The organism is Streptomyces montanisoli, from assembly GCF_017813245.1.
Classification (GTDB): Bacteria; Actinomycetota; Actinomycetes; order Streptomycetales; family Streptomycetaceae; genus Streptomyces; species Streptomyces montanisoli.
In genome coordinates this window covers 15,605-38,997 of sequence record NZ_JAGIQL010000030.1, presented here as the reverse complement: position 1 = coordinate 38,997, position 23,393 = coordinate 15,605, and the positions used below count along the sequence as shown (strand labels likewise).

Annotated in this window: 22 protein-coding genes; 7 read left to right on the top strand and 15 right to left on the bottom strand. The window is 73.1% G+C overall.

Features of this window, described 5'->3' with window-relative positions; genetic code table 11:
• Window positions 1–119: 119 nt before the first annotated feature.
• Window positions 120–629, bottom strand: a complete 510-nt coding sequence (locus tag JFN87_RS10380) for an SRPBCC family protein (RefSeq protein ID WP_209339660.1) — start codon at window positions 627–629, stop codon at window positions 120–122.
• A 200-nt stretch (window positions 630–829) separates the two neighbouring features.
• Between JFN87_RS10380 and JFN87_RS10375 the strand changes: the two genes are divergently transcribed.
• Complete coding sequence (locus JFN87_RS10375) at window positions 830–1,627, top strand: alpha/beta fold hydrolase (RefSeq protein ID WP_209339659.1); 798 nt, start codon at window positions 830–832, stop codon at window positions 1,625–1,627.
• 64 nt (window positions 1,628–1,691) lie between these two features.
• Here JFN87_RS10375 and JFN87_RS10370 read toward each other — a convergent pair whose 3' ends face one another.
• Together JFN87_RS10370 and JFN87_RS10365 are read right to left on the bottom strand one after the other, a co-directional pair.
• On the bottom strand, window positions 1,692–2,168 hold the full coding sequence (locus JFN87_RS10370) for a hypothetical protein (RefSeq protein WP_209339658.1): 477 nt from the start codon (window positions 2,166–2,168) through the stop codon (window positions 1,692–1,694).
• 50 nt (window positions 2,169–2,218) lie between these two features.
• On the bottom strand, window positions 2,219–3,178 hold the full coding sequence (locus JFN87_RS10365; RefSeq protein ID WP_209339657.1) for a hypothetical protein: 960 nt from the start codon (window positions 3,176–3,178) through the stop codon (window positions 2,219–2,221).
• Window positions 3,179–3,397: 219 nt separating this feature from the next.
• Between JFN87_RS10365 and JFN87_RS10360 the strand changes: the two genes are divergently transcribed.
• Window positions 3,398–3,724 (top strand): UBP-type zinc finger domain-containing protein, encoded by a 327-nt coding sequence (locus tag JFN87_RS10360; RefSeq protein WP_245179133.1) that lies wholly within the window; start codon window positions 3,398–3,400, stop codon window positions 3,722–3,724.
• On the opposite strand, the gene JFN87_RS10355 is transcribed toward JFN87_RS10360, so the two are convergent.
• The 3 genes from JFN87_RS10355 to JFN87_RS10345 all read right to left on the bottom strand — a co-directional run bounded on the left by JFN87_RS10355 (window position 3,705) and on the right by JFN87_RS10345 (window position 6,204).
• Entirely contained in the window at window positions 3,705–4,490 is a 786-nt protein-coding gene (locus JFN87_RS10355) for a VOC family protein (protein WP_209339656.1), read from the bottom strand. The two genes, JFN87_RS10360 and JFN87_RS10355, sit on opposite strands and share 20 nt — an antisense overlap.
• 91 nt (window positions 4,491–4,581) lie before the next feature.
• A complete protein-coding gene (locus tag JFN87_RS10350; protein WP_209339655.1) occupies window positions 4,582–5,352 on the bottom strand; it encodes a sulfite exporter TauE/SafE family protein in 771 nt (256 codons plus the stop codon).
• 135 nt (window positions 5,353–5,487) lie between these two features.
• A complete protein-coding gene (locus tag JFN87_RS10345) occupies window positions 5,488–6,204 on the bottom strand; it encodes a YoaK family protein (protein ID WP_209339654.1) in 717 nt (238 codons plus the stop codon).
• 124 nt (window positions 6,205–6,328) lie between these two features.
• On the opposite strand from JFN87_RS10345, the gene JFN87_RS10340 reads away from it, so the two are divergent.
• Entirely contained in the window at window positions 6,329–7,633 is a 1,305-nt protein-coding gene (locus JFN87_RS10340) for a D-arabinono-1,4-lactone oxidase (RefSeq protein WP_307865387.1), read from the top strand.
• Window positions 7,634–7,691: 58 nt separating this feature from the next.
• Complete coding sequence (locus tag JFN87_RS10335) at window positions 7,692–8,564, top strand: serine hydrolase (protein WP_209339653.1); 873 nt, start codon at window positions 7,692–7,694, stop codon at window positions 8,562–8,564.
• Here the strand turns inward: JFN87_RS10335 and JFN87_RS10330 are convergent.
• The gene (locus JFN87_RS10330) at window positions 8,539–8,928 is read right to left on the bottom strand and encodes a DUF805 domain-containing protein (RefSeq protein WP_209339652.1); all 390 of its coding nucleotides are present in this window, start codon (window positions 8,926–8,928) and stop codon (window positions 8,539–8,541) included. The genes JFN87_RS10335 and JFN87_RS10330 overlap by 26 nt on opposite strands.
• 165 nt (window positions 8,929–9,093) lie before the next feature.
• Between JFN87_RS10330 and JFN87_RS10325 the strand changes: the two genes are divergently transcribed.
• The gene (locus JFN87_RS10325) at window positions 9,094–9,927 is read left to right on the top strand and encodes an aldo/keto reductase (RefSeq protein WP_209339651.1); all 834 of its coding nucleotides are present in this window, start codon (window positions 9,094–9,096) and stop codon (window positions 9,925–9,927) included.
• A 21-nt stretch (window positions 9,928–9,948) separates the two neighbouring features.
• Here JFN87_RS10325 and JFN87_RS10320 read toward each other — a convergent pair whose 3' ends face one another.
• The 8 genes from JFN87_RS10320 to JFN87_RS10285 form a co-directional block, all read right to left on the bottom strand.
• Window positions 9,949–11,643: an L-lactate permease gene (locus JFN87_RS10320; RefSeq protein ID WP_209339650.1), complete on the bottom strand. Its 1,695-nt coding sequence runs from the start codon at window positions 11,641–11,643 to the stop codon at window positions 9,949–9,951.
• A gap of 44 nt (window positions 11,644–11,687) precedes the next feature.
• Window positions 11,688–13,289, bottom strand: a complete 1,602-nt coding sequence (locus JFN87_RS10315) for a (Fe-S)-binding protein (protein ID WP_209339649.1) — start codon at window positions 13,287–13,289, stop codon at window positions 11,688–11,690.
• On the bottom strand, window positions 13,290–14,432 hold the full coding sequence (locus JFN87_RS10310) for an FAD-binding oxidoreductase (RefSeq protein ID WP_209339648.1): 1,143 nt from the start codon (window positions 14,430–14,432) through the stop codon (window positions 13,290–13,292).
• Window position 14,433: 1 nt separating this feature from the next.
• The gene (locus JFN87_RS10305; RefSeq protein ID WP_209339647.1) at window positions 14,434–15,939 is read right to left on the bottom strand and encodes an FAD-linked oxidase C-terminal domain-containing protein; all 1,506 of its coding nucleotides are present in this window, start codon (window positions 15,937–15,939) and stop codon (window positions 14,434–14,436) included.
• A 429-nt stretch (window positions 15,940–16,368) separates the two neighbouring features.
• Window positions 16,369–17,640, bottom strand: coding sequence for an MFS transporter (locus tag JFN87_RS10300; RefSeq protein WP_209339646.1), 1,272 nt, complete (start codon window positions 17,638–17,640; stop codon window positions 16,369–16,371).
• Window positions 17,641–17,702: 62 nt separating this feature from the next.
• Window positions 17,703–18,185, bottom strand: a complete 483-nt coding sequence (locus JFN87_RS10295) for a MarR family winged helix-turn-helix transcriptional regulator (RefSeq protein WP_209339645.1) — start codon at window positions 18,183–18,185, stop codon at window positions 17,703–17,705.
• A gap of 12 nt (window positions 18,186–18,197) precedes the next feature.
• Window positions 18,198–19,403, bottom strand: a complete 1,206-nt coding sequence (locus JFN87_RS10290; RefSeq protein ID WP_209339644.1) for a cysteine desulfurase-like protein — start codon at window positions 19,401–19,403, stop codon at window positions 18,198–18,200.
• An 81-nt stretch (window positions 19,404–19,484) separates the two neighbouring features.
• Entirely contained in the window at window positions 19,485–20,111 is a 627-nt protein-coding gene (locus JFN87_RS10285; protein ID WP_209339643.1) for an alpha-ketoglutarate-dependent dioxygenase AlkB, read from the bottom strand.
• A 157-nt stretch (window positions 20,112–20,268) separates the two neighbouring features.
• Between JFN87_RS10285 and JFN87_RS10280 the strand changes: the two genes are divergently transcribed.
• Both JFN87_RS10280 and JFN87_RS10275 read left to right on the top strand, forming a co-directional pair.
• Entirely contained in the window at window positions 20,269–21,006 is a 738-nt protein-coding gene (locus JFN87_RS10280) for an HAD family hydrolase (protein WP_209339642.1), read from the top strand.
• Window positions 21,003–23,375, top strand: a complete 2,373-nt coding sequence (locus JFN87_RS10275) for a glycoside hydrolase family 65 protein (RefSeq protein WP_209339641.1) — start codon at window positions 21,003–21,005, stop codon at window positions 23,373–23,375. Before JFN87_RS10280 ends, JFN87_RS10275 begins: the two co-directional genes overlap by 4 nt.
• Window positions 23,376–23,393 lie beyond the last annotated feature (18 nt).

The following is a 23,393-nucleotide window of genomic DNA, read 5'->3' as shown; positions in this document are numbered from 1 at the left end:
CTGGCTGACAGGACCGTCCCGACTCTGGCACAGGCGCCTGTGACGCGTAAGCCGTTTGGCGACACTGGGCGCGCGGGTGCTTTTGGCATATGTCAGCGGCGGTTCCGGGGTGCCTCGGGTCACTGCTCCTGCTGCCGCTCGAGGGCCGCTTTCAGGTTGCGCAGCGTCGTGGCGATGTTGCGGGCCTGGAAGACGGCGAACGTGTGCCCGCGCGTGGCGATCCGGTCGAAGGCGTTCGCGACCGGATCGGGCCAGCGCGTGCGGTCGTCCGTCCACGTCTCGGTGACGCGCGTCCCCTCGGGTACAGCCTCGAAGCGGTACTCCCAGGTGGCGATGGGGCCGCGCAGCCGGGGGGTGCGCAGGCCGATCGCCCGCACCGCGAACGCGAACCGCTCGCCCGGGTCGGCGGCCACGACGGTGCAGCGGGTCGTCCAGCCGAAGGCGCCCCGCCGGTTGCGCCCGTCGAACACCATCCCGGTCTCCGCCGCCCGTTGCCCGCCGCGCACCCGGGCGCCCAGGTTCTCCGGGCTCCACTCGCCCATCCGCCAGACGCTGCTGACCTGCTCGTAGACGGCCAGCGGCGCGCGGGCCACGACGACGCTGTCCGAGACGGTGAGGGTGCGCGGCATGACGGCTCCGATCTGTCCTACTGGTGAGTAATGGCTCGGGCCGACGGTACGCGGACGGCACCCTCCCCGTACAGGCACCCTCCCCGTACAGGGTGCAGGCACCCTCCCCCGTGCAGGCGCCCCCGCGGCGGAGCCCCCGCCGCACCAGCGCTCGCCGCCGCGCCCTCCTGCCGTCACCGGCCGCTTGAGAGGATGGGCCGGTGACCGACAACGCCCCTGTTCTCCACCACGAAGCCACCGGTCCCGAGGACGCCCCCGTGCTCCTCCTCGGCCCCTCCCTCGGCACCTCGCTCGACATCTGGGTCCCGCAACTCGCCGCCCTCGCCAGGGCCCACCGTGTGATCAGGTACGACCTTCCCGGCCACGGGGGTTCCCCGGCCTCGCTGCTGCCGCGTCAGGAACCCGGCGCCACCACGGTCGCCGACCTCGCGGGCCTCGTGCTCGACCTCGCCGACCGGCACGGGATCGGCGGATTCCACTACGCGGGCGTATCGCTCGGCGGTGCGATCGGCACGTACCTCGCCGTCCACCGCCCCGACCGGGTGGCCTCGCTGGCGCTCGTGTGCACCTCCGCCCACTTCGGCGGCGCGCAGCCCTGGCGCGAGCGGGCCGCGCTGGTACGGGAGAAGGGGATGGCCCCGGTCGCCGCCACGGCACCGGCCCGGTGGTTCGCCCACCCCGAGACCGCCACCACGCCGCGGGGCGCCGCGCTGCTCGCCGACCACGCGGCAGCCGACCCCGCGGGGTACGCGGCCTGCTGCGACGCGCTCGCCGCGTTCGACGAGCGGCCGGGCCTCGCCGCGGTGACCGCGCCCACGCAGGTGGTGGCGGGGGCGGGCGACGTGGCGACCCCGGTGTCGCACGGGAGCGAACTGGCCGACTCCGTACCCGGCGCGCGCCTCGACGTCGTGGACGGCGGCCATCTCGCCGTCGTGGAGGAGCCCGCGGCGGTCACCGAACTGCTGGTCGCGCATCTCGCCCGCGCCGAACGGAGCTGACGCGGAGGCCCGGCGGCCCGGGGGCCCTGGGACGCGGCAGCCCGATGACCTGGCGGCCGGGGGCTCAGCGCGCCGGCTCGACCTCCAGGTGCCGGCGCCGCCTCGGCCCCCTGTACATCAGGGCCTCCCAGCCGAGGCGCTCCAGCGCTGCCGCGCACCGCGTCAGCGCGGCCTCCTCGTCGAGCGACGCGCCGCTGCCGGCAGGACCGAGCCACTCCACCCGCGCCGTGCCGGTGCCGTCCCCCTCCCGTACGGCGTAGCCCGTCGCCGTGCGGGCGCCCGCGCCGTCCACGGCCGACGGCGCGATCCCCGCGGCCTCCAGCGCCAGCGCGACCGCGCGCACCGGACGAAGCCGCTCCCAGGAGGCGGGCACGGCCGCCGGATCGCCGGGGCCCGCGTGTGTCAGGCGCCGGATCTGGAGGAGCCCCTCATACGCCACCCGCACCTCGGCCGCACGGCCGCCGGGCACGGTTTCCGCCCGCGCGGGCCCGTAGCCGGTGGCGGCCTCGAAGCCGCCGTGTCCCTCACCGTCATCCGCCACACCGCATCAAAACATGCCCGGCCGCCCGCCGGACAGGACGGTCAGGACGGTCAGGATGGGAAGTCGCCGGCCGGCACCTCGCTCGTCGTCGCGTTGCCCAGCGGGGTGAGCCCGAGCGAGAACGTGAGGACGTCGTACTGCGTTCCCCCGGTCACGGACCTGGTGCTGAACTTCGCCCTGTCGTCGAACTTCTGGAACCGGCAGTCGCGCGTGAACGACTCCTTGCCCGCGCTCCAGTCGCTGTCGGTCGTGAAGTAGACGGTGTACGAGCCGTTCCTGACGCCTCGCACCGTCACCTTGTGGTTCTCGCGCACGTACACCATGAACGAGACGGACCTGCCCTTGCCGACGGAGATCACGGCGTCGCTGTCGGAGTCGTTGTCGATGGTGAGCCTGCCGAGGCCCGAGCGCCGCGAGTCCTTGATGAAGTGGCCGTTGGAGAGCCTGCGGTGCTGGGCCCTCGCCGTCCTCGGCAGGGTGAGCGGCGCCGTGTAGCCGAGCGTGGACAGCGCCTTCTGCGCGTCCCGCACCGACTGCAGGTACGTGCCCGTCCCCATCTCGACGCGCGGCGACGTGGCGCACCGGTCGCCCGTGCCGCGCGCGCTCCGCAGGCCGTCGCCCAGGTCGCGCAGCGCCTGGGCCAGCCGCGTGTTGCCCGCGACCGCGGCGTCCGGAGTGTCCGCAGACCCCACGGATTCCGCCGCCGTCGTCGAGGCTGCGGCCGCATCGCCGAGGGCGTGCGTCAGCGCGCTGTCCGTCTTCGCGCGGTCGACGGCGCGAAGCGACCTGTCCAGCGGACCGAGCGCGGCGGCGAGCGACGTGTCGTACTCGGCGGCCGACACCGTGGGCGTCGCACTCGCGGAAGACAGGGCGGCGGCAGGCGTCCTGGCCGGCAGCGCGCTGTCATGGTGCGAGCCGCCGCCGCACGCGGCGAGCGGCAGCGCGAGCGCGCAGGCTGCCCCCGCCGACACGAGCCCCCGGCAGCCGCTCCTGACATGCGGACGCGTCACGGTCATGACGGTGCCCCCCGATCCCCCGGCCTGCGCCCCCCCGGCGCCGGCTTCTCAGGCTTCTCCGGCCCGGCAGCGCTGTCAAGACACCCGAACGGGTACGGGCGGTCACCGGCGCCCGGCCCGTCCTGCTGGCGGTACGGTGCGCACGGCCGTACGGTTGAGGTGCGAACGACTACGCGACGTGACCGGAACAGGACGGGACGGGCGGACAGCACCATGGCGGAGAACGAAGGGCTCGCGGGACAGATGGCCATCTGCAGCCATCTGGCGGACGTCGAGCCGGTGACGGCGGACAGCGCGGACAGCTGCCCCGAGTGCGTCGCCGCCGGCGACACCTGGGTGCACCTGCGCGAATGCCAGAGCTGCGGCCACATCGGCTGCTGCGACTCCTCCGCGAACAAGCACGCCACGGCGCACTACGAGTCGACGGGCCACCCGCTGATCCGCAGCTACGAGCCCGGCGAGGGCTGGTGGTGGTGCTACGAGGACGGCGTCGCCTTCGAGGTCGAGGGCATGGGACCGGTCAGGCCGGGGTCACCGTGAACAGCGCGCCGTCCGGGTCACGCAGCGTCGCGTCGCGCTCCTGAGCGCCCTCGGTGGCCGGGCCCACGAGGCCGCCGCCCGCCGCCACCGCCGCAGCCACCGAAGCGCCGACCTCCGGCACCCGGAAGTAGACGTGCCAGCGCGGCCTGACCTGCGGATCCGCCGACGCGGGCACCGCGCCCTCGCTGATGCGCGCCACCATGTGCCCGTGCTGACGCAGTACCGCGTTCCCGTCCTCGTACGCGGGCGACAGGGCGCTGCGCGCGTCCCCCGACCAGCCGAGCACCTCGTCGTAGAAGCGGGTGGCGGCCGGCGCGTCCCGCGTGCGCAGCTCCAGCCACGCGGGCGCGGACCCCTGTCCCACGGTCCAGTCGGAGCGCACCGCGCCCTCCCAGATGCCGAACGCGGCACCGTCCGGGTCGGTGGCGAGCGCGGCGCGGCCGGTGTGGAACGCGAGTGGCCCGACGGCGACCGTCGCGCCGCGTTCCCTGATCCTGGCCGCCGCCGCGTCGACGTCCGCGACCGCGAAGTAGGGCGTCCAGGCGGCGGCGACCTGCAGTGACGAGGCGACGCCGCCGATGCCGGCGACCGGCGAGCCGTTCGTGAGCGCGACGCAGAAGTTGTCGCCGAGGCTCGTGTCCCGGTACGTCCAGCCCAGTACGTCGGAGTAGAACGCCTGGGCCGTGGACAGCTCACGGGACAGCAGCGTCACCCAGCACGGCGCCCCGGTCACCGTGTCAGAACCGGTCTTCTCATCCTGTGCCATGCGGTTGTCTCCACCCCGGTCGACGACGTCCCGAGCCCTGATTTTGCCAGTGCCCGTCGGGCCGGGGCGCACGGGGGAGGCGCCGCGACGATCACCGCAGCAGCAGTTCGACGCCGCCGAGCAGCGTCGCGGCGATCACGAGCCGTTCGAAGAGCCGCTGGTCGAGCCGGGCGGCGCAGCGCCGGCCGACGTACGCGCCGGGGAACACGAACGCGGCGAGGGAGAGGTCCAGCAGCAGCGAATGGCCGTCGATCAGGCCGAGACCCGCACTGAAAGGAAGCTTCGACACGTTGACGACGAGGAAGAACCACGCGGACGTGCCGAGGAAGCGCCACTTGTCGAACCCCGCGGAAAGCAGATACATCGACATGACGGGACCGCCCGCGTTGGCCACCATCGTCGTGAACCCGCCGAGCACCCCGTAGGACCGCGCCTTGGCGCGCCCGGCACCCGTGCCCGGCTCCCGATCGGCGCCCTGATCGTCGCCCTCCCGCCGCGCGGCCGCACGCCTGCGCCACATCGTGACGCAGGCCATCAGGATCAGGATGGCGCCGATCGAGACGGGCACCACCGCGTCGCCCGCCCACACCAGGAACCCGGTGCCGACCACGACGCCCGCGGCGACGGCGGGGAACAGCCGCAGCAGCGTGGGCCAGTGCGCGTGCCGCCGGTAGCTCGCCACGGCCACCAGGTCCCCGACGATCAGCAACGGCAGCAGCACACCCGTCGACGCACGCGCGGGCAGAACCGCCGCGAAGACGGCGAGCGACACGGTGTTGGCACCGCTGACGGCGGTCTTGGAGAACCCGACGAGCGCGGTGGCGGCGGCGAGCGCGGCGAACCCCCACAGTGACAGACCCATGACGCCCCCAGACGCTATACCCGCCGCCCGCCACCGGCCGAGCCGGTCAACAGCGACAAGACCCGCCCCAGCGCTCCCGCACGTTGGCCTCCGCGGCAGCAGCGGGGGGCTTCGGTCGTCGGCATGGTGCCGAGGCTACGGCCGGGGCCGGCCGTCGGTCGCGTCCTTTTTCTGCTCGGTGGCGGGCGCGCTGGGGACGAGGAAGAGCGCGGCCGCGCACGCCGCGAGGGTTGCCGCGAGGGCCAGGACGCCCGCTGCGGTCACCTGGAGCAGCAGCGCGCCCGCGGCCGCTCCGGCGAGCATCGTCACCACCGACGCGGCCTTGCGCAGCTGCGTGGCGCGCCCGCCCTCGCCGACCGCGGTGTTCGCCGCCCACCCGGCGAGCGACTGGGTGATGACGGTCGTGGTGACGTCACGCGACCCCATGAGCCGCACCAGCGAGGTCTGCGCGCCCAGGCAGACCGCGAGCGCCACGATGAGCACGGAGCGCCCGGGGCCGTTCATGCCCAGGACGTCCGTGGCGAGCAGCACCGCCAGCGTGGTGAACACCGCGGCCTCCGCCGCGAACACCGCCCCCGGCCGCCACCCGACCGCCTCGGCCGATCCCGCGATCCTGCCGCCCAGCAGCGCGCCGACCACGAACGCGGCCATCGCCACGAGCGGGTCGGCGACCGGCAGCCCCGTGCCGGGAGCCACCGAGAAGCCCAGGAGCAGCACGTTGCCCGTCATGTTGCCGACGAACACGCGCCCGAGCCCCAGGTAGCAGAAGGCGTCCACCAGCCCCGTGGCGAACGTGAGCATCAGCAGCCCGGGGACGGCCCACCGTGCCGCGACGGGGAGTCGCCCTGCCACATCGCCACCTGCCTTCCACCGGCCCCGACCGGCCGTGTCAGAGTTCTTCCAGCTCCCGGCGCGCACGAGGACGACGAGTGCCACGCCGATTCGAGCACGTCCGAACGCAGTCAAGGAGACAGCCGTGCGCCGTACACCCGGAGCGACACCCGACCGGATCCCCGCCAACTGGGCCGGGAACATCGTCTTCCACGCGGCGCGCCTGCGTACTCCCGCCACCGTCGACGAGCTCCGAGAGACCGTCGCGGCGAGCGGCTCCTTGCGCGTCCTCGGCAGCGGGCACTCCTTCAACACCATCGCGGACACCACGGGCGATCAGGTGTCCGTCGCCGCGCTGCCCGCGTGCGTCGACATCGATCCGGCGGCGCGCACGGCGACGGTCTCCGGCGGACTGCGGTTCGCCTCCTTCACCGGCGCGCTGCACAGGGCCGGGCTCGCCCTGCACAACCTCGGGTCGCTGCCGCACATCTCGCTCGCCGGCGCCTTCGCGACCGGCACCCACGGGTCCGGCGCGGGCAACGGCTCCCTCGCCACCGCCGTGCGCGCGGTGGAACTCGTCACGGCGGACGGCGCCCTGCGCACCTTCGAGCGCGGCGACGAGGACTTCCCCGGCACCGTCGTCGCCCTCGGCTCGCTCGGCGTCGTCACCCGCGCGACCCTCGACCTGGTGCCCGCGTTCGACGTCCGGCAGTGGGTGTACGAGGGGCTGCCGCACGCCGTGCTGGCCGAGCGCTTCGACGAGATACTCACGTCCGCCTACAGCGTCAGCGTGTTCACGCGCTGGCAGGGCGACGCGGCCGACCAGGTGTGGCTCAAGCAGCGCGTGGGCGACCCGGGGCCCGGCGCCGACGGCGCGGCGCCGCCCGTCTGGCACGGCGCGCGCCTCGCCGAAGCCCCGCGCCACCCCGTGCCCGGCGTGGACCCGGTCCACTGCACCGTCCAGGGCGGCGACGCCGGCCCCTGGCACGAGCGGCTGCCGCACTTCAGGGCCGAGTTCACCCCGAGCAAGGGCGACGAGCTGCAGAGCGAGTACTTCGTGTCCCGCGAGGACGGCCCCGCCGCCTTCGAGGCGCTGCGCGCGGTGGCCGACCGCATCGCGCCCGTACTCCTGGTGAGCGAGATCCGCACCGTCGCCGCCACCGACCTGTGGCTCGACCCCGCGCACGGCCGCGACTCGGTCGCGTTCCACTTCACCTGGGTCCAGGACATCGACGCGGTCACCCCGGTGCTCGACGCCATGGAGGAGGCGCTCGCCCCCTTCGCCGCGCGCCCGCACTGGGGGAAGGTCTTCCGCACCGGCGGCGACCGGCTGAGGGAGCTCTACCCGCGCTACGAGGACTTCCGGGCGCTGGCCGGCAGGCTCGACCCGGCCGGCACGTTCCGCAACGACTACACGCGCCGCCTCTTCGACGAGGGCCCGGCAGTGTGATTTTTCGTGCACGGGAAACGGTGGTCTTCGCGGGGCACGACTTCCTACGCTCGCCCTTATGCCCCGGCCCCTGTCGACCACGCACGCCCCCGTGCGGCGCCGCCGCCTGCTCGGCACGTCCGCGGCCGTCGCCCTGCTCCTGGCGGGGTGGACGGCCGCCGACGACGCCTTCGCGGCCTCACCCGCCCACGGCCGCGCCGCCGCCGCACCACCGGAAGGGTCCGTGCACGAGATCCCCATCACCCTGAGCAAGGACTCGTCCGCCTCGCTCTCCGTCGCGGCGCTCGACCTCACCGACGGCCGCAGGGCCGGGTACGGGACCGCGTCGGAACCCGTCCACGACACCGCGAGCATCGTCAAGGTCGACATACTCGCGGCGCTGCTCCTGCAGGCCCAGGACGCCGGCCGCCCGCTCACCGCGAAGCAGAAGAGCCTCGCCGGCGACATGATCAGGGCCAGTGACAACAAGGCCACCGACGCCCTGTGGGACACCATCGGCGGGACCTCGGGCCTCACCCGGGCCAACCACCGCATCGGTCTCGGCCACACCACGGCGGGGGCCGGCGGCCTGTGGGGGCTCACGCAGACCACATCACACGACCAGCTCACCCTGCTCTCCGCCGTCTACGGCGGCCACTCGCCGCTGAGCGCGTCCTCACGCACCTACGCGCGCACGCTGATGAGCCAGGTCGAGAAGGACCAGCGCTGGGGCGTGTCGGCCGCCGGCAGCGCCGAAGGGCTGAAGAACGGCTGGCTGCCGCGCAGCGCGACGAAGAAGTGGGACATCAACAGCATCGGACTCGTCACGGTGGGCGGGCACCGCGTGCTGCTCGCGGCCCTGTCGTCCGGCAACGCGGACATGCCCGCCGGGGTCTCCCTCGTGGAGAAGGGCGCGCGCGCCGCCGTCACCTCGCTGGGGCTGAGGGGCTGACAGGACCCGCCTCCCCGGGAGCCTCCCCGTAGCGGTTGCCGCCGCTGTTCCCGCGGAAGCAGAGCACGACGAGGAAGAAGAGCGTGCCGACCAGCGGAACCAGTGGCACTAGAAGCCACCACGCCGAGCGGTCCGTGTCGTGCAGCCTGCGCGTCAGCACCGCCAGTGTGGGCACGAGCACCGCGAGGCCGTAGGCGTCTTCCAGGTGCTCGGAGATCCCGGCCACCGAACCCGCGAAGCTCACCACGTACGCCACCACGAGACTGACGACCACGTAGACCCACAGCTCCGCGCGGCGCGCTCGCCCCGTGAACACGGAGTACTTCTTCAGGACTTCGATGTACCAGTACAGGGCTGCCCCCACGGTCGTACGGTCTTTCGGTGATCAGTGTTCCATACGGCCGGCGCGCCCGGCGGCGCCGCGGATGTGAGCCGAGCGGGTGGTGACTGCCGGGTACACGTTTCCGCGGCCGCGCGCGGGGGACCCGAAAGGGGCGAGGGCCGCACCACCCACGACGGAGGAATGAACGTGACCGAGGTACCGAGCATCTCCCTCAACAACGGTGTCGGCATCCCCCAACTGGGCTTCGGGGTGTTCCAGATCCCCCCGGAGGACACCCGTGCGGCGGTCCTGACCGCGCTCGAGACGGGCTACCGCCACATCGACACCGCGCAGATGTACGGCAACGAGCGGGAAGTCGGCCAGGCGGTCAGGGACTCCGGCCTCGACCGTACCGAGATCTTCGTGACCAGCAAGCTCGACAACGACGCGCACGAGCCCGAGGCGGCGCAGCGGGCGTTCCGGCGGACGCTGGAGACGCTCGACATCGGCCACGTCGACGCCTTCCTGATCCACTGGCCGCTGCCGAAGATCGGCGACTTCGTCGAGACGTGGCACGCCATGGAGGAGATGTACCGCTCGGGCGACGTGAACGTGATCGGCGTGTCGAACTTCCAGCCGCACCACCTGCGGCGCCTGCTGGACAACTCCACGATCGTGCCGGCGCTCAACCAGATCGAGATCCACCCCTACCTCACGCAGGACGAACTGCGCGCCTTCGACGCGGAGCACGAGATCGCCACGCAGGCGTGGTCGCCGATCGCCCAGGGCGCCGTGCTCGGCGACCCGGTGATCACCTCCATCGCCGAGCGGCTCGGCAAGACACCGGCGCAGGTGACGCTGCGGTGGCACATCGACAGGGGCGACATCGTCTTCCCGAAGTCGGTCACACCGGCGCGTGTGAAGGAGAACTTCGACCTGTTCGACTTCGCGCTCAGCGAGGACGACATCGCGCAGATCTCCGCACTCAACAGGAACGAGCGCAGGGGCTTCGACCCGGACACGTTCAACCCCTCGTCCTGACGGCCGCGCCCCCGCGCGCCGTCACACCACCATCCAGCCGAGCACCGGTGTCGACTGGAGATACACCAGCACGCACATGAACAGCAGGAACACCAGCGACCAGCCGATGACCCTGCGGAAGATGATGCCCTCCTTGCCCTGCATGCCCACGGCCGACGCCGCGATCGCCAGGTTCTGCGGAGAGATCATCTTGCCGAGCACACCGCCCGACGAGTTGGCCGCGGCCATCAGTGTCGGTGAGAGACCGGCCTGATGCGCGGCGGTGATCTGCAACGCGCCGAACAGCGAGTTCGAGGACGTGTCGGAGCCGGTCACCGCGACGCCGAACCACCCCAGGATCGGCGAGAGGAAGGCGAACAGGCCGCCCGCGCCCGCGACCCACACGCCGAGCGTGGTGGTCTGACCCGACTCGTTCATGATGAAGCCGAGGCCCAGCACCAGCATCACCGTCACGATGGCGAACTTCAGCTGGTTCAGGGTCCGTCCGTACGCCTTGAGCGCGCGGCCCGGGCCGACGCCGAGCAGCAGCAGGGTGACGAGACCGGATATCAGCAGCAGACTTCCCGCCGTCGACAGGTAGTTGAGCTTGAACGTCGTGCCCACCGCGTCACCGGCGGCGTTGGTTATGTGCAGGCCCGGCCAGTTGACGATCCGGGTCACCGACTCGATGCCGGTGCCGGACGTGTCGCCCACACCGGAAGGCGGCTTGCCCTGGATGGCCGGGACGCGTGTCGCCAGCACGAACACCACGATGATCACGAGGTAGGGCGCGTAGGCGCGGAACACCTCGAACGGTGAGTCGTGGACCGGCCGTACGGCGCCGTCCGCGGCACGCGGCGACTCCCCGGAGGCGGCGGCGCCGTCCTCGCGCTCTGCCTCCTGGTACGTCTCCTTCGGCTGCCACACCCTGGTCAGCAGCACCACCGAGAGCGCGGCGGCCAGCGACGCGATGATGTCGGCCAGTTGCACCGACCAGAAGTTCGAGGACAGGTACTGGAACACACCGAAGACCACACCGGCCACCACGGCCGGCAGCCAGGCCTGCCGCAGCCCCTTCCTGCGGTCCACGATCAGCACCAGCACGAGCGGCACGAACGCCGAGAGCACCGGCGTCTGGCGGCCCACCATCGCGCCCAGGTGGTCGACCGGCAGATTCGTCACCCCGGCGAGCGTGGTGATCGGCACGGCGATCGCACCGAACGCGACCGGCGCGGTGTTGGCGACCAGGGAGACGGTGGCGGCCTTGAGCGGCTTGAACCCCAGCGCGATCAGCATGACGGAGCTGATGGCGACCGGTGTGCCGAACCCGGCCAGCGCCTCCATCAGCGCGCCGAAGCAGAACGCGATGATGATCGCCTGTACCCGCTGGTCGTCGCTCACGGACGCGAACGACCTGCGCAGCACGTCGAAGTGGCCCGTCGCGACGGTCAAGTTGTATATCCAGATCGCGTTGATCACGATCCACATGATCGGGAAGAACCCGTTCGCGGCGCCCAGCGCGCCGCTGTTCAGGGCGTCCCCGATCGGCATCGAGTACGCGGCGACCGCGGTGACGACGGCCACCGCCGTGGCGATCAGCGAGGCGAGCCAGGCCCGCATGCGCAGGACGCCGAGCAGCACGAAAAGGACGAGGAGCGGAAGGATCGCGACCAGCGACGACCATCCGACCGAGTCCGCTATCGGGCTGTAGCCCTGTTGATAGTCGGCAAGCAGCATGTGCATCCCTTCTGGGACGGCGGTAAGACTGCGGGCCCCGGCGTTTAGGACGGCGGGGAGACTGCGGGTCCGGCGCCGGGACGCGCGGCCCGGGACGCCCCCGAGGCGGGCAGCGCGGTGCCGGGGCCGTCGAGGGCGCGCGCGAGGAGCCGGTCGACCGGGACGCCGCGGATCGACGCGTCGAGTACCTGGATCGTGTGTGCGACCGGCATGCGCTCGCCCATGGCGGCGAGCGTCGTCGCCACCTGCATCCAGCACCCCGGGTTCGCCGTCACCATCACCTCGGCGCCCGTGGCCAGTACGGCGTTGGCCTTGCGCTCGCCGAGCTCGCGGGCGGGGCCCGGGTGCAGCAGGTTGTAGGTGCCCGCGCTGCCGCAGCAGATCTCCGACTCGGCGAGTTCCCTCAGCTGAACGCCCGGCACGCCGCGCAGCAGCCGCCGCGGCTGCTCCCTCACCCGCTGGGCGTGCGCGAGGTGGCAGGCGTCCTGGTAGGCGACCTTCATCGGCAGCGGGTGGCGCTTCGCGACCGGCCCGAGTTCGTCGAGCAGTTCGGTGATGTCCCTGACCTTCGCCGCCATCGCCCGCGCACGCTCGGGCCAGCCGGGCTCGTCGCGCAGCAGGTGCGCGTACTCCTTGAGGTGGGATCCGCAGCCCGCCGCGTTCACGACGACCGTCTCCACCCGCGCCGCCTCGAACGTCTCGATCGCCTGCTTCGCGAACGTGAGCGCCTCGCTCTCGCGCCCGGCGTGCGCCGACAGCGCGCCGCAGCACCCCTGCCGCCGCGGCACGACGACATCGCACCCCTCGGCCGCGAGTACGCGCACCGTCGCCGCGTTCACGTCCGGGAAGAACGCGCCCTGCACGCAACCGGTCAGAAGGCCCACCGTGCGGCGGCGGGTGCCCCGCGCGGGGATGCGCGGCGGCAGCGCCTTCGTCCGTCCCAGCTTCGGCGCGAGCGACTCCATGGCGCGCAGCGGCTCGGGCAGCCGCCCGAGCACGCCCGACCGGGCGAGCAACCGTCCGAGTCCCGTGGCCTGGTAGGCGCGCAGCGGCCCGCGCAGCGCGCGCAGCCGGCGCGGGTAGGGGAACACCGAGTAGACCGCCGTGCGCAGCAGCCGCTCGGCGCGGGGTCGTTCGACCCGGCGCTCCAGCTGAGCCCGGGTCGCCTCGATCAGCTTGTCGTACTGCACGCCGGACGGGCAGGCCGTCACGCACGCCATGCAGCCCAGGCACTGGTCGAGATGGCGCACGCTGCCCGCGTCGAAGGCGTCGCCCTCAAGGCCGCCCTTCATGATGTCGATCCGGCCGCGCGGGCTGTCCATCTCCTCGCCCCACAGCACATAGGTGGGGCAGGTCGGCAGGCAGAACCCGCAGTGCACGCAGTCGCCGATCAACGCGGCGTCCGGCGGGTGCAGCCCGTCGAACGCGCCGTCGGGCGGACCACTGCCCGGCATCCCGAGGCCCACGGTCGCGGCCGCCGCGGTGGCGGAGACGGGGCCGCCCTGGCCGAGGGACGCGGGGGCACGCGCGCCGACGGCCTGCGCCGCCGCCCGGTCCGTGGCGCGCACGGCGCCGTCCCGCGACCCGGGGTCTTCCGCGCCGCCACCGGCCTGGCCGGGGCCTTCCGAGTCCTGTGCCATGGCCATTCAGAGCCCTCCGAGCAGGCGACCGGGCGACAGCCGCCGCGCCGGGTCGAACTGGTCCTTCACGCGTGTCATCAGGCCGAACGAGTCGGCCGTGGGCCCCCAGTGGTCCGCCGCGTCCCGCGGCTCGCGCGAGGCGACCAGCACGGCGGAGCCGTCGTACGGCGCGATCGCCGCCCGAAGCGCCGCCAGGTCCGTTTCCTCAGGCACCGCCGCGTATGCCACCCCGGTACACGCGGAGGCGGTGCCACAAGCGCCCCCGGGCAGCGCCGCCAGGATGTGCGGCAGCGCCGCGGGCGCGTAGGCGAGGCGCAGCACCAGCGGGCCCTCGGGCCGCCGGCCGAACCACGCGGGCGGCGCGGACGCGCGCTCACCACCGCCGAGCAGCCGGACCGCCTCGGCCGACTGGGCACGCACGGACGCCTCGATCGACTCGAACAGCAGCACGAGCTCCCGGGCCCCGTCGTGGAACCGCAGCTCCACGGCGGTCGGCGTGAGGGTCGAGCGCGCGACGAGCGCGGCGAGCCGGCCGGCCTGCGCGCCGTCCGCCACCGGCACGACCACGGCGCCCGTCGCCTTCGGCAGCGGGTGCAGCCGCCACACCGTGGACACCACGACGCCCAGCGCCCCGTGGGCGCCGGTGTAGAGCTTGCCGAGGTCGTACCCCGCCACGTTCTTGACGACCTTTCCGCCCGCACGGGCGTCCGTCCCGTCCGCGAGGACCACACGCACCCCGATGAGCAGGTCGCGCACCGTGCCGTAGCGCAGCCTGCGCGGCCCCGACGCGTTCGCGCCGACGATCCCGCCCAGCGTGGCGCCCTCCTCGGGCGGGTCGAGCGCCAGCATCTGGCCGTGCTCGGCCAGCCGGCGCTGCAACGCGTTGAGTGGGACACCCGCCTCCGCCACCGCGATCAGGTCGCCGGGGACGTGCTCCACGATCCGGTCGAGGCCCGACGTGCGCAGCAGCAGGTCGCAGGAGGACGGCGGCGCCGCCCAGCCCGTCTTCGTGCCCGCGCCGACCGGCACCACGCTGCCGCGCGTCGATCGCAGGACCTCGGCGACCTCGCCGGCCGTCGACGGCGCCACCACTTCGGCGGCCGCCACTCCCGCGACGGCGTCCCGGGCCCCGCCCGTCACCGGCGCCACGTCAGAACACCTCGCCGAGGGCGGGGTCGTGCGTGTCCGCGCCGGTGCGCACGCCCGGGCGTTCGCCGCACAGCCGGGGCGTCGGGAACAGCTTGCCCGGGTTGGCGAGCCCCGCCGGGTCGAAGGCGCACCGCACCAGTTGCATGGTGTCGAGGTCCGCGGACGTGAACTGCCGCGCCATCCTCGACTTCTTCTCCACACCGACACCGTGCTCGCCGGTGATCGAACCGCCGAGGTCGACGCAGAGGTCGAGGATCGCGAAGCCGAGCTCCTCGGCGACCTCGGCGGCCCCGGGCACCGTGTCGTCGAAGAGGATGAGCGGGTGGAGGTTGCCGTCGCCCGCGTGGAAGACGTTCGCGACGCGCACGTCCGCCGCGTCGGCGAGCCGTCCGATCTCGGTGAGCACCTCGGGCAGCCGGGTGCGCGGGATGACGCCGTCCTGCACGTAGTACGCGGGGCTGATCCGGCCGACGGCCGCGAACGCCGACTTGCGTCCGCGCCACATCAGGGCGCGCTCGGCGTCGTCCTCGGCGATCCGCGTCTCGAAGGCGCCGCGCGCGTCCGCGATGGTCTCGACCTGCCGGAACTGCTCGTCCACCTCGGCCAGCGGCCCGTCGAGTTCGATGACGAGCACGGCGACCGCGCCCTCGGGGTAGCCGCAGCTGACCGCGGCCTCGGCCGCCTCGATGGCGAGTGCGTCCATCATCTCGACGGCCGCGGGCAGGATCCCGGCGGCGATGATGTCGCTGACCGTCCCGGCGGCGTCGGCGACGGTGCGGAAACCCACCAGCATGGTGCGCACCGCCTCGGGCGCCTGGATCGTGCGCACCGTCACCCGCGTGGCGATGCCGAGCGTCCCCTCGCTGCCGACGAACGCGCCCAGCAGGTCGAGCCCGGGGTGCTCGGGCGCCGTGCCGCCGAGGTGCACCACCCCACCGTCCGGCAGGACGACCTCGGCGCCCGTCACGTGGTTCACGGTGAAGCCGTACTTCAGGCAGTGCGCGCCGCCCGCGTTCTCCGCGACGTTGCCGCCGATCGAGCAGACCTGCTGCGAGGACGGGTCGGGCGCGTACGCCTGCCCGTACGGCGCCGCCTCCCGCGTCACCCACAGGTTGATGACGCCCGGCTCCGCCTCGACGCGCGCGTTGTCCGGGTCGACGGACACGATGCGCCGCAGCCGCGAGAGCACGATCAGCACGCCGTCGGCGACGGGCATCGCGCCGCCTGACAGGCCCGTGCCGCTGCCGCGTGCCACGAACGGCACGCCGTCCGCCGCGCACATGCGCACCGTCTCCACGACGTCGTCGCGGTGTCCCGCGAGGACCACGACGGCGGGCCGCACCCGGAACGTGGCGAGGCCGTCGCACTCGTACGTCCGCAGCTGGGCGGGGTCGGTGAGCACCTTGTCGGCGCCGATGCGCCCGCGCAGCCGCTGGGCCAGCAGCAGCGCGCGCGGCGCCGCCTCCTCCGGCGCCGTGGCGCTCTCCCGAACCAGATGCCGACTCATCGCGTCTCCTCGTCCTGAGGCCTGCCCGTGGCTTCTTCGGGCGCCTCGGCCTGGCGTGGCCGCGGCGCCGCGAGGCCCACTGTCCTGCCGTCTCCTCCTCCGTGCCCGGCTCCGGTCGGCGTTTCGCGGGCGTGGCGCGACGGATCACCGCTTCGTCGTACACCCGGCGTGGAGCTACCGGATACCGGTATGGATCTATCGGATGCCGGAAGCCTGCTGCTCCGCGGGTGCTGTGTCAAGGTCGGTGCGGCACATGGTTTCCGGCTCAACCACATGGTGGGACGGACGCCTTGACCGCGCGGAAGGCGCCGCGCCGCCACCCGAGCGCGCGCCGCGCCGCCGCCGCATCCGTCACACGCGCCACATGCGCGAGGGGCCGGTGCCGGGGTGGTCCACACCCCGGCACCGGCCCCTCGGGCCCCTGAGGGATCAGCTGCTCGACCCGACGTCCTCCGCCTCCGCCTGCTCCGTGAGCCGATCCTCCTCGGCGTCCTCGCCGCCGTGCGAGGCGGCGTCGGCGCGCTGGTTGCGCTCGGCGTCCGCGAGCAGCGAGTGGCCCGTGGACAGTACGCCGATGGCCACCGCCACGGCCGCCGCGCCCAGGTAGAACGGCACGTGGACGTCGTAGTGCTCGGCCAGCTTGCCCGCGGCGAACGGCGCCAGACCGCCGCCGATGAACCGCACGAAGCCGTACGCGGCCGAGGCCGTCGGCCGCTCCACGGGGGAGACGGTCATGACGGCCTGGGTCGTGATCGTGTTGTTGATGCCGATGAAGGCGCCCGACACGATCACGGCCACGATCAGGCCCGTCTTGTGATCCGTGTACACCGCGATCGCCAGGATGTCGAGCGCGAACAGCGCCAGGTTGAGGTACAGGGCCTTCGCGATGCCCAGCTTCGCCTGCAGCCACGGCGCGCCGAACACCGCGAAGAACGCGACCAGCACGCCCCAGCCGGTGAAGACGTAGCCCAGCTGGTGTGTCCCGAGGTGCATGGGGAAGGGCGCGTAGCCGAGAACCGTGAAGAAGCCCCAGTTGTACAGCAGCGCCGTCAGACCCATCGTCAGCAGCCCGCGGTGGCGCAGCGCCTTCAGCGGCTCCACGATCGACTGCTTGCGTTGCGGCTTCGGCGTGGGCGCCACCAGTACGACCGTCGCGACCAGTGCGATCGCCATCAGCACCGCGACGCCGAAGAACGGCCCGCGCCAGCTGATCCCGCCCAACTCGCCACCGAGCAGCGGCCCGATGGCGATGCCTATGCCGAGCGCCGTCTCGTACAGGATGATCGCGCCGGCGAAGCCGCCGCTGGCGGAGCCGACGATGACCGCGAGCGAGGTCGCGATGAACAGCGCGTTGCCGAGCCCCCAGCCGGCGCGGAAGCCGACGATCCCGCCGATGCTGCCTGACGCCCCGGCGAGCGCGCTGAAGACCACGATGATCGCCAGCCCGGCGACCAGCGTGCGCTTGGCGCCGATCCGGCTGGAGACGAAGCCGGTGAAGAGCATCGCGACGGCGGTGACCACGAGGTAGCTGGTGAACAGCAGGGTGACCTGGCTCGGCGACGCCTTCAGGCCGCTGGCCAGCGCGGGCAGGATCGGGTCCACGAGGCCGATGCCCATGAACGAGATGACGCAGGCGAAGGCCACGGCCCAGACGGCCTTCGGCTGGCGGAACGGGCTCACAGCGCCGGGTTGTGACGACACGTGCAGCTCCAGACAGGGGACGGGGGACGGGTGGGTCGCGGAACGCTCCGTTCGGGGGACCGTCAGCCTGGCGGCGCGCCCACGGGCCCGTCGGTGTCGGCGGCGTGTTCCGCGAGATGGCGCAGCGCGGGCATGCCGAGCCGCGCCGCCTCGGTGAGTGCGGCGCCGTCCTCGGGGGAGAGGGTGCGCAGCAGGGCCTTGAGCCGGCGCGCGCGGGTGCGGCGCCGCTCGTCGAGTAGCGCGCGCCCCGCGTCGGTGATCGACACCAGGACGACGCGTCCGTCGTCCGGGTCGCCGACCCTGCTGACCAGGCCCTGGCGTTCGAGGCGCTGCACCAGCTGGGTCATGGACGGCTGCGACGCGCCTTCCTCGGCGGCCAGCACGGTCAGCCGCGCGGGACCCGTGCGGGACAGCCTGCTGAGCGTGGTCGCCGCGCTGAAGCTGATGTCGCGTGCCGTCAGGTACCGGATGGTCAGCAGCGCGGCCGCCTCGACGAAGTCGGCCACGTCGCCCTGATGGTCCTGAGGGTGGTTCTCCTCACTCACCCTTAAGGTGTATCACGCACCTATGTAACTGGCCAGGCCCGCGAGCAGGCGGTCCACGTCCTGAGTGTCGTTGTACGGGGCGATGCCGACGCGCAGTCCGCCCGTGTCCCCGAGGCCGAGCCTGCGCGAGGCCTCCAGCGCGTAGAAGGACGAGGCGGGCGCGGCGACGTCCCGCTCGGCGAGGAAGCGGTACGCGCCGGCCGCGTCGCGTCCCTCGAACGTCACGAGCAGCGTGGGCGTGCGGTCCTTCGCCCGCGAGTGCACGGTCAGGCCGGGCAGGGCGGCGAGGCCCGACTCGATGCGTGCGCGCAGCGCGTTCTCGTGACCCTCCAGCGCGGCGAAGGCCCCGGCGAGGCGCTGCCGCCGCGTCCCCTCCGTCTCGCCGGCGAGCCCGGAGAGGAAGTCCACGGCGGCCTCCGCGCCCGCCAGCAGCTCGTACGGCAGCGTGCCGAGCTCGAACCGCTCGGGCACCGCGTCCGACGACGGCAGCAGCTTGTCGGGCCGCAGCCCCTCCAGGAACGCGGGGTCGGCCGCCAGCACGCCCAGGTGCGGGCCGAGGAGCTTGTACGTGGAGCAGACGTAGGTGTCCGCGCCGAGCGTCGCCAGGTCGACCGGCGCGTGCGCCGTGTGGTGGACGCCGTCCACGTGCAGCAGGGCGCCCGCCGCGTGGACCACCTCGGCGATCGCGGTGACGGGCGGCCGGGTCCCGATCAGGTTGGACGCCGCGGTCACGGCCACGAGACGCGTCCGGTCGCTGAGCACCGCCTCGATGTCCGCGACCGTCAGCTCGCCGGTCTCCGGATCGAAGTCCGCGTGCCGGACGGTCGCGCCCACCGCGGCCGCGGCCTGCACCCACGGCCTGATGTTCGCGTCGTGGTCGAGACGGGTGACGACCACCTCGTCGCCCGGCGCCCAGCCGCGCGAAAGAGTGCGCGCCAGGTCGTAGGTCAGCTGCGTCGCGGACCGCCCGAACGCGACCCCGCCGGGCGCGACGCCCAGCAGGTCGCCGAGCGCGGCTCTGGCGCCGGTGACGACACGGTCGGCGTTCACCTCGCCGGCCGTCAGCCGCCCGCGGTTGGACAGCGGCGCGGACATGGCCGCGGCGACGGCGTCGATGACGGGCCGGGGCGTCTGCGTGCCCCCTGGGCCGTCGAAGAAGGCGACGCCGCTGTCGAGGGCGGGGAAGAGGGCGCGTATGGAGGCGATGTCGTAGCTCACGGGCCCACGGTAGATCGGACCCGGCCGTGCGCGCGCCGCGGCCCCTGCGCCAGGGAGCGCGTCGTCGCACGTCACGGGCTGTCAGCGCACGCCGTGCGGCCTGAACTGGATGCTGATGCGGGGGCCCACGGGACGTGCCGTCTTGAGGATGGCGTGCTCCCACGTGCGCTGGCACGAGCCGCCCATCACCACCAGGTCGCCGTGGCCGAGCGGGACGCGCCGTGCGCTGCCTCCGCCGCGCGGCCGCAGGGCCAGCTCGCGCGGCTGCCCCACCGAGACGATCGCCACCATGGTGTCCTCGCGCGACCCCCGTCCGACGCGGTCGCCGTGCCAGGCGACGCTGTCGCGGCCGTCCCGGTAGAAGCAGAGCCCGGCGGTGGTGAACGGCTCCCGTAGCTCGCCGGCGTAGTGCGCGGTGAGCGCGTCCCGCGCCTCGGCCAGCACGGGATGCGGCAGCGGCGCGCCCGCGCGGTAGAAGCACAGCAGCCGGGGCACGGCGACCTCGCGCTCGTACATCCGGCGCCGCTCGGCCTGCCACGGCACGTCGGCGGCAAGCGTGCCGAAGACCGTGTCGGCGCCGGTCAGCCAGGCGGGCAGGAGGTCGATCCAGGCCCCGTCGCCCAGCACCGTCCGCCGTGCACCGGCGAGCGGCCCGAGCCCGGGCGCCGCGGCCTGGTCGAACAGCGAACCCTGGAGTGGAACGGACATGGAGCCAGCGTAACGCGAAAACCGAACACATGTGCCAATCTGGCTCTCCGTGGCGCGCGTCACACACGCCCGTGCGACCTGCGGCTCCGCGAGTGGAACGTGCCTCATCTGCGCGTCCGCGGGAGGAGATCCGCGCCGACGGGGGAAGGTGGGTGCCATGAAGAACCTGGGTCTGCCCGAACACATCCGGGCCTGTCTGTTCGACCTCGACGGTGTCATCACCAAGACCGCCGTCGTGCACGCCGCCGCGTGGAAGGAGATGTTCGACGAGTTCCTGCGACGACGGGACGGCGCGGACTTCCGCCCGTTCACCCCGGACGACTACGACCGGTACGTGGACGGCCTGCCCCGCGCCGACGGGGTGCGCTCCTTCCTCGCATCGCGCGGCATCGAACTGCCTGACGGCGAGGACGGCGACCCGGAGGACAAGGACACCGTCCACGGGCTCGGCAACCGCAAGAACACCCTCGTGCTGGCGAAGATCCGCACCGACGGCGTGGAACCGTACGAGGGGACCCTGCGCTACGTGCGGGACGCGCGCGAGCGCGGCCTGCGCACCGCCGTCGTCTCCTCCAGCGCGAACTGCCGGGACATCCTGCGTTCCGTGCACGCGGAGGACCTGTTCGAGGTACGCATCGACGGCGTGGTGGCGGCCGAGCGGCGGCTGCCCGGCAAGCCGCGCCCCGACACGTTCCTCGCCGCCGCGCACGACCTCGGCGTCGACCCGTCGGACAGCGCCGTGTTCGAGGACGCGCTCGCGGGCATGGACGCCGGCAGGTCGGGCCACTTCGGCTACGTCGTCGGCCTCGACCGGGTGGGGCAGTCGGACGCGCTGCGCGCCCACGGCGCCGATATCGTGGTGAAGGACCTCGCCGACCTGGGGACGGACGCATGATCAAGCACTCCAACTACACCGTCGAGCCGTGGGTCCTGCGGGAGTGCGGCATCAACCTCGACGTCCTGCCGCAGAGCGAGTCCGTCTTCGCCCTCTCCAACGGGCACGTGGGCTGGCGGGGCAACCTCGACGAGGGCGAGCCGCACGGTCTGCCCGGCTCGTACCTCAACGGCGTCCACGAACTGCACCCGCTGCCCTACGCGGAGGCGGGCTACGGCTACCCCGAGTCGGGGCAGACGGTCATCAACGTCACCAACGGCAAGATCATCCGGCTGCTCGTGGACGACGAGCCCTTCGACCTGCGCTACGGCACCGTCCGCTCGCACGAGCGCGTACTCGACTTCAGGACCGGGCTGCTGCACAGGACGTGCGAGTGGGTCTCGCCCGCGGGCTGCACCGTGAAGGTCCGCTCCACCCGCCTCGTCTCCTTCACCCAGCGCGCCATCGCCGCCGTGCGGTTCGAGGTCGAGGCCGTCGACAGTGACGTGCGCCTCGTCGTGCAGTCCGAACTGATGGCCAACGAGCAGCTGCCGCGCTCCGACGGCGACCCGCGCGCCGCGGTCGCGCTGGAGTCGCCGCTGGTCTCCGAGGAGCACTTCGCCGCCGACGCCAGGCTCAGGCTCGTCCACACCACCGCGCGCAGCGGGCTGCGGGTCGCCGTGGCCGCCGACCACGTCGTCACCGGCCCCGATTCGACGCGCACGAGCAGCGAGAGCGGCGCCGATGTCGGACGCGTGACATGCACGGCCCAGCTCAAGCCCGGCGAGGTGCTGCGGCTGGAGAAGACGGTCTCCTACGGCTGGTCGTCCACCCGTTCACTGCCGGGCGTGCGCGACCAGGTGGACGCGGCCCTCGCGCAGGCCATGTCCACCGGATGGGACGGCCTCGTCGGGGAACAGCGCCAGTACCTCGACGACTTCTGGTCCAGGGCCGACGTGGAGCTGGACGGCGACGAGGAAGTGCAGCAGGCCGTGCGCTTCGCGCTCTTCCACGTCCTGCAGGCGGGCGCGCGTGCGGAGCAGCGCGCCATCCCCGCGAAGGGCCTGACCGGGTCGGGCTACGACGGGCACAGCTTCTGGGACACCGAGACCTTCGTCCTGCCGCTGCTGACGTACACGTCGCCGAACGCCGTCGAGGAGGCCCTGCGCTGGCGGCACAGCACGCTGCCCGCGGCCCAGGACCGTGCCGAGCAACTCGGCCTTGAGGGCGCCGCGTTCCCCTGGCGCACCATCGAGGGGTCCGAGTGCTCCGCGTACTGGCCGGCCGGCACGGCCGCCTTCCACGTCAACGCGGACATCGCCGACGCCGCCGTCCGCTACGTCACGGCGACCGGCGACGAGGGGTTCGAACGCGAGATCGCCGTCGAACTCCTCGTCGAGACCGCGCGGTTGTGGCGCTCGCTCGGCCATCACGACCACCACGGCGTCTTCCACATCGACGGGGTCACGGGCCCCGACGAGTACAGCGCCGCGATGGACGACAACACGTACACGAACCTGATGGCCCGCGCGAACCTCAGGCACGCGGCCGACGCAGTGGAGCGCCACCCGCGCAAGGCGGCGGAGCTCGGCGTCGACGACGAGGAGAGCGCCGCGTGGCGCGACGCCGCCGACGCCATGCACAAGCCGTACAACAGCGAGTTGCGCGTGCACGAGCAGCACGCGGGCTTCACCGGGCACCAGCTGTGGGACTTCGCGGGCACGCGCGCCGACCAGTACCCGCTGCTGCTGCACTTCCCGTACTTCGACCTCTACCGCAAGCAGGTCGTCAAGCAGGCCGACCTGGTGCTGGCGATGTACCTGCGCGGCGAGGAGTTCGACGCGGACCACAAGGCGCGCAACTTCGCCTACTACGAGCCCCTGACGGTCCGTGACTCGTCGCTGTCCGCGTGCGTCCAGTCCGTGGTGGCCGCCGAGGTCGGCCACCTCAGGCTCGCCTACGACTACCTGGTCGAGGCGGCCCTCCTGGATCTGGAGGACACGGAGAACAACACCAGGGACGGCGTGCACATCGCGTCGCTCGCCGGCACCTGGATGGCCCTGGTGGCGGGGTTCGGCGGCATGCGCCACCGCGGTGACGACCTGGAGTTCACCCCGAAGCTCCCCGAGCGGCTGCGCCGGCTCGCGTTCAAGCTGCACATCTTCGGGCGCAGGCTGGCAGTGGAGATCAGGACGTCGTCGGTCACGTACACGCTCCTGGAGGGCGACCCGCTGCCGCTCAAGCACTGCGGGGAGCAGATCACCGTGACCGCCGGGGCCCCGGTGGAGCGCAAGCTGCCCGTGTGGTCCGTGCACCCGGCTCCCGCCCAGCCGCCGGGCCGCGCGCCCTCGCACGACCACCAGCAGCCCTTCGACCGCGACGGCGCCTGAGCACGGCGCCTGCGCACG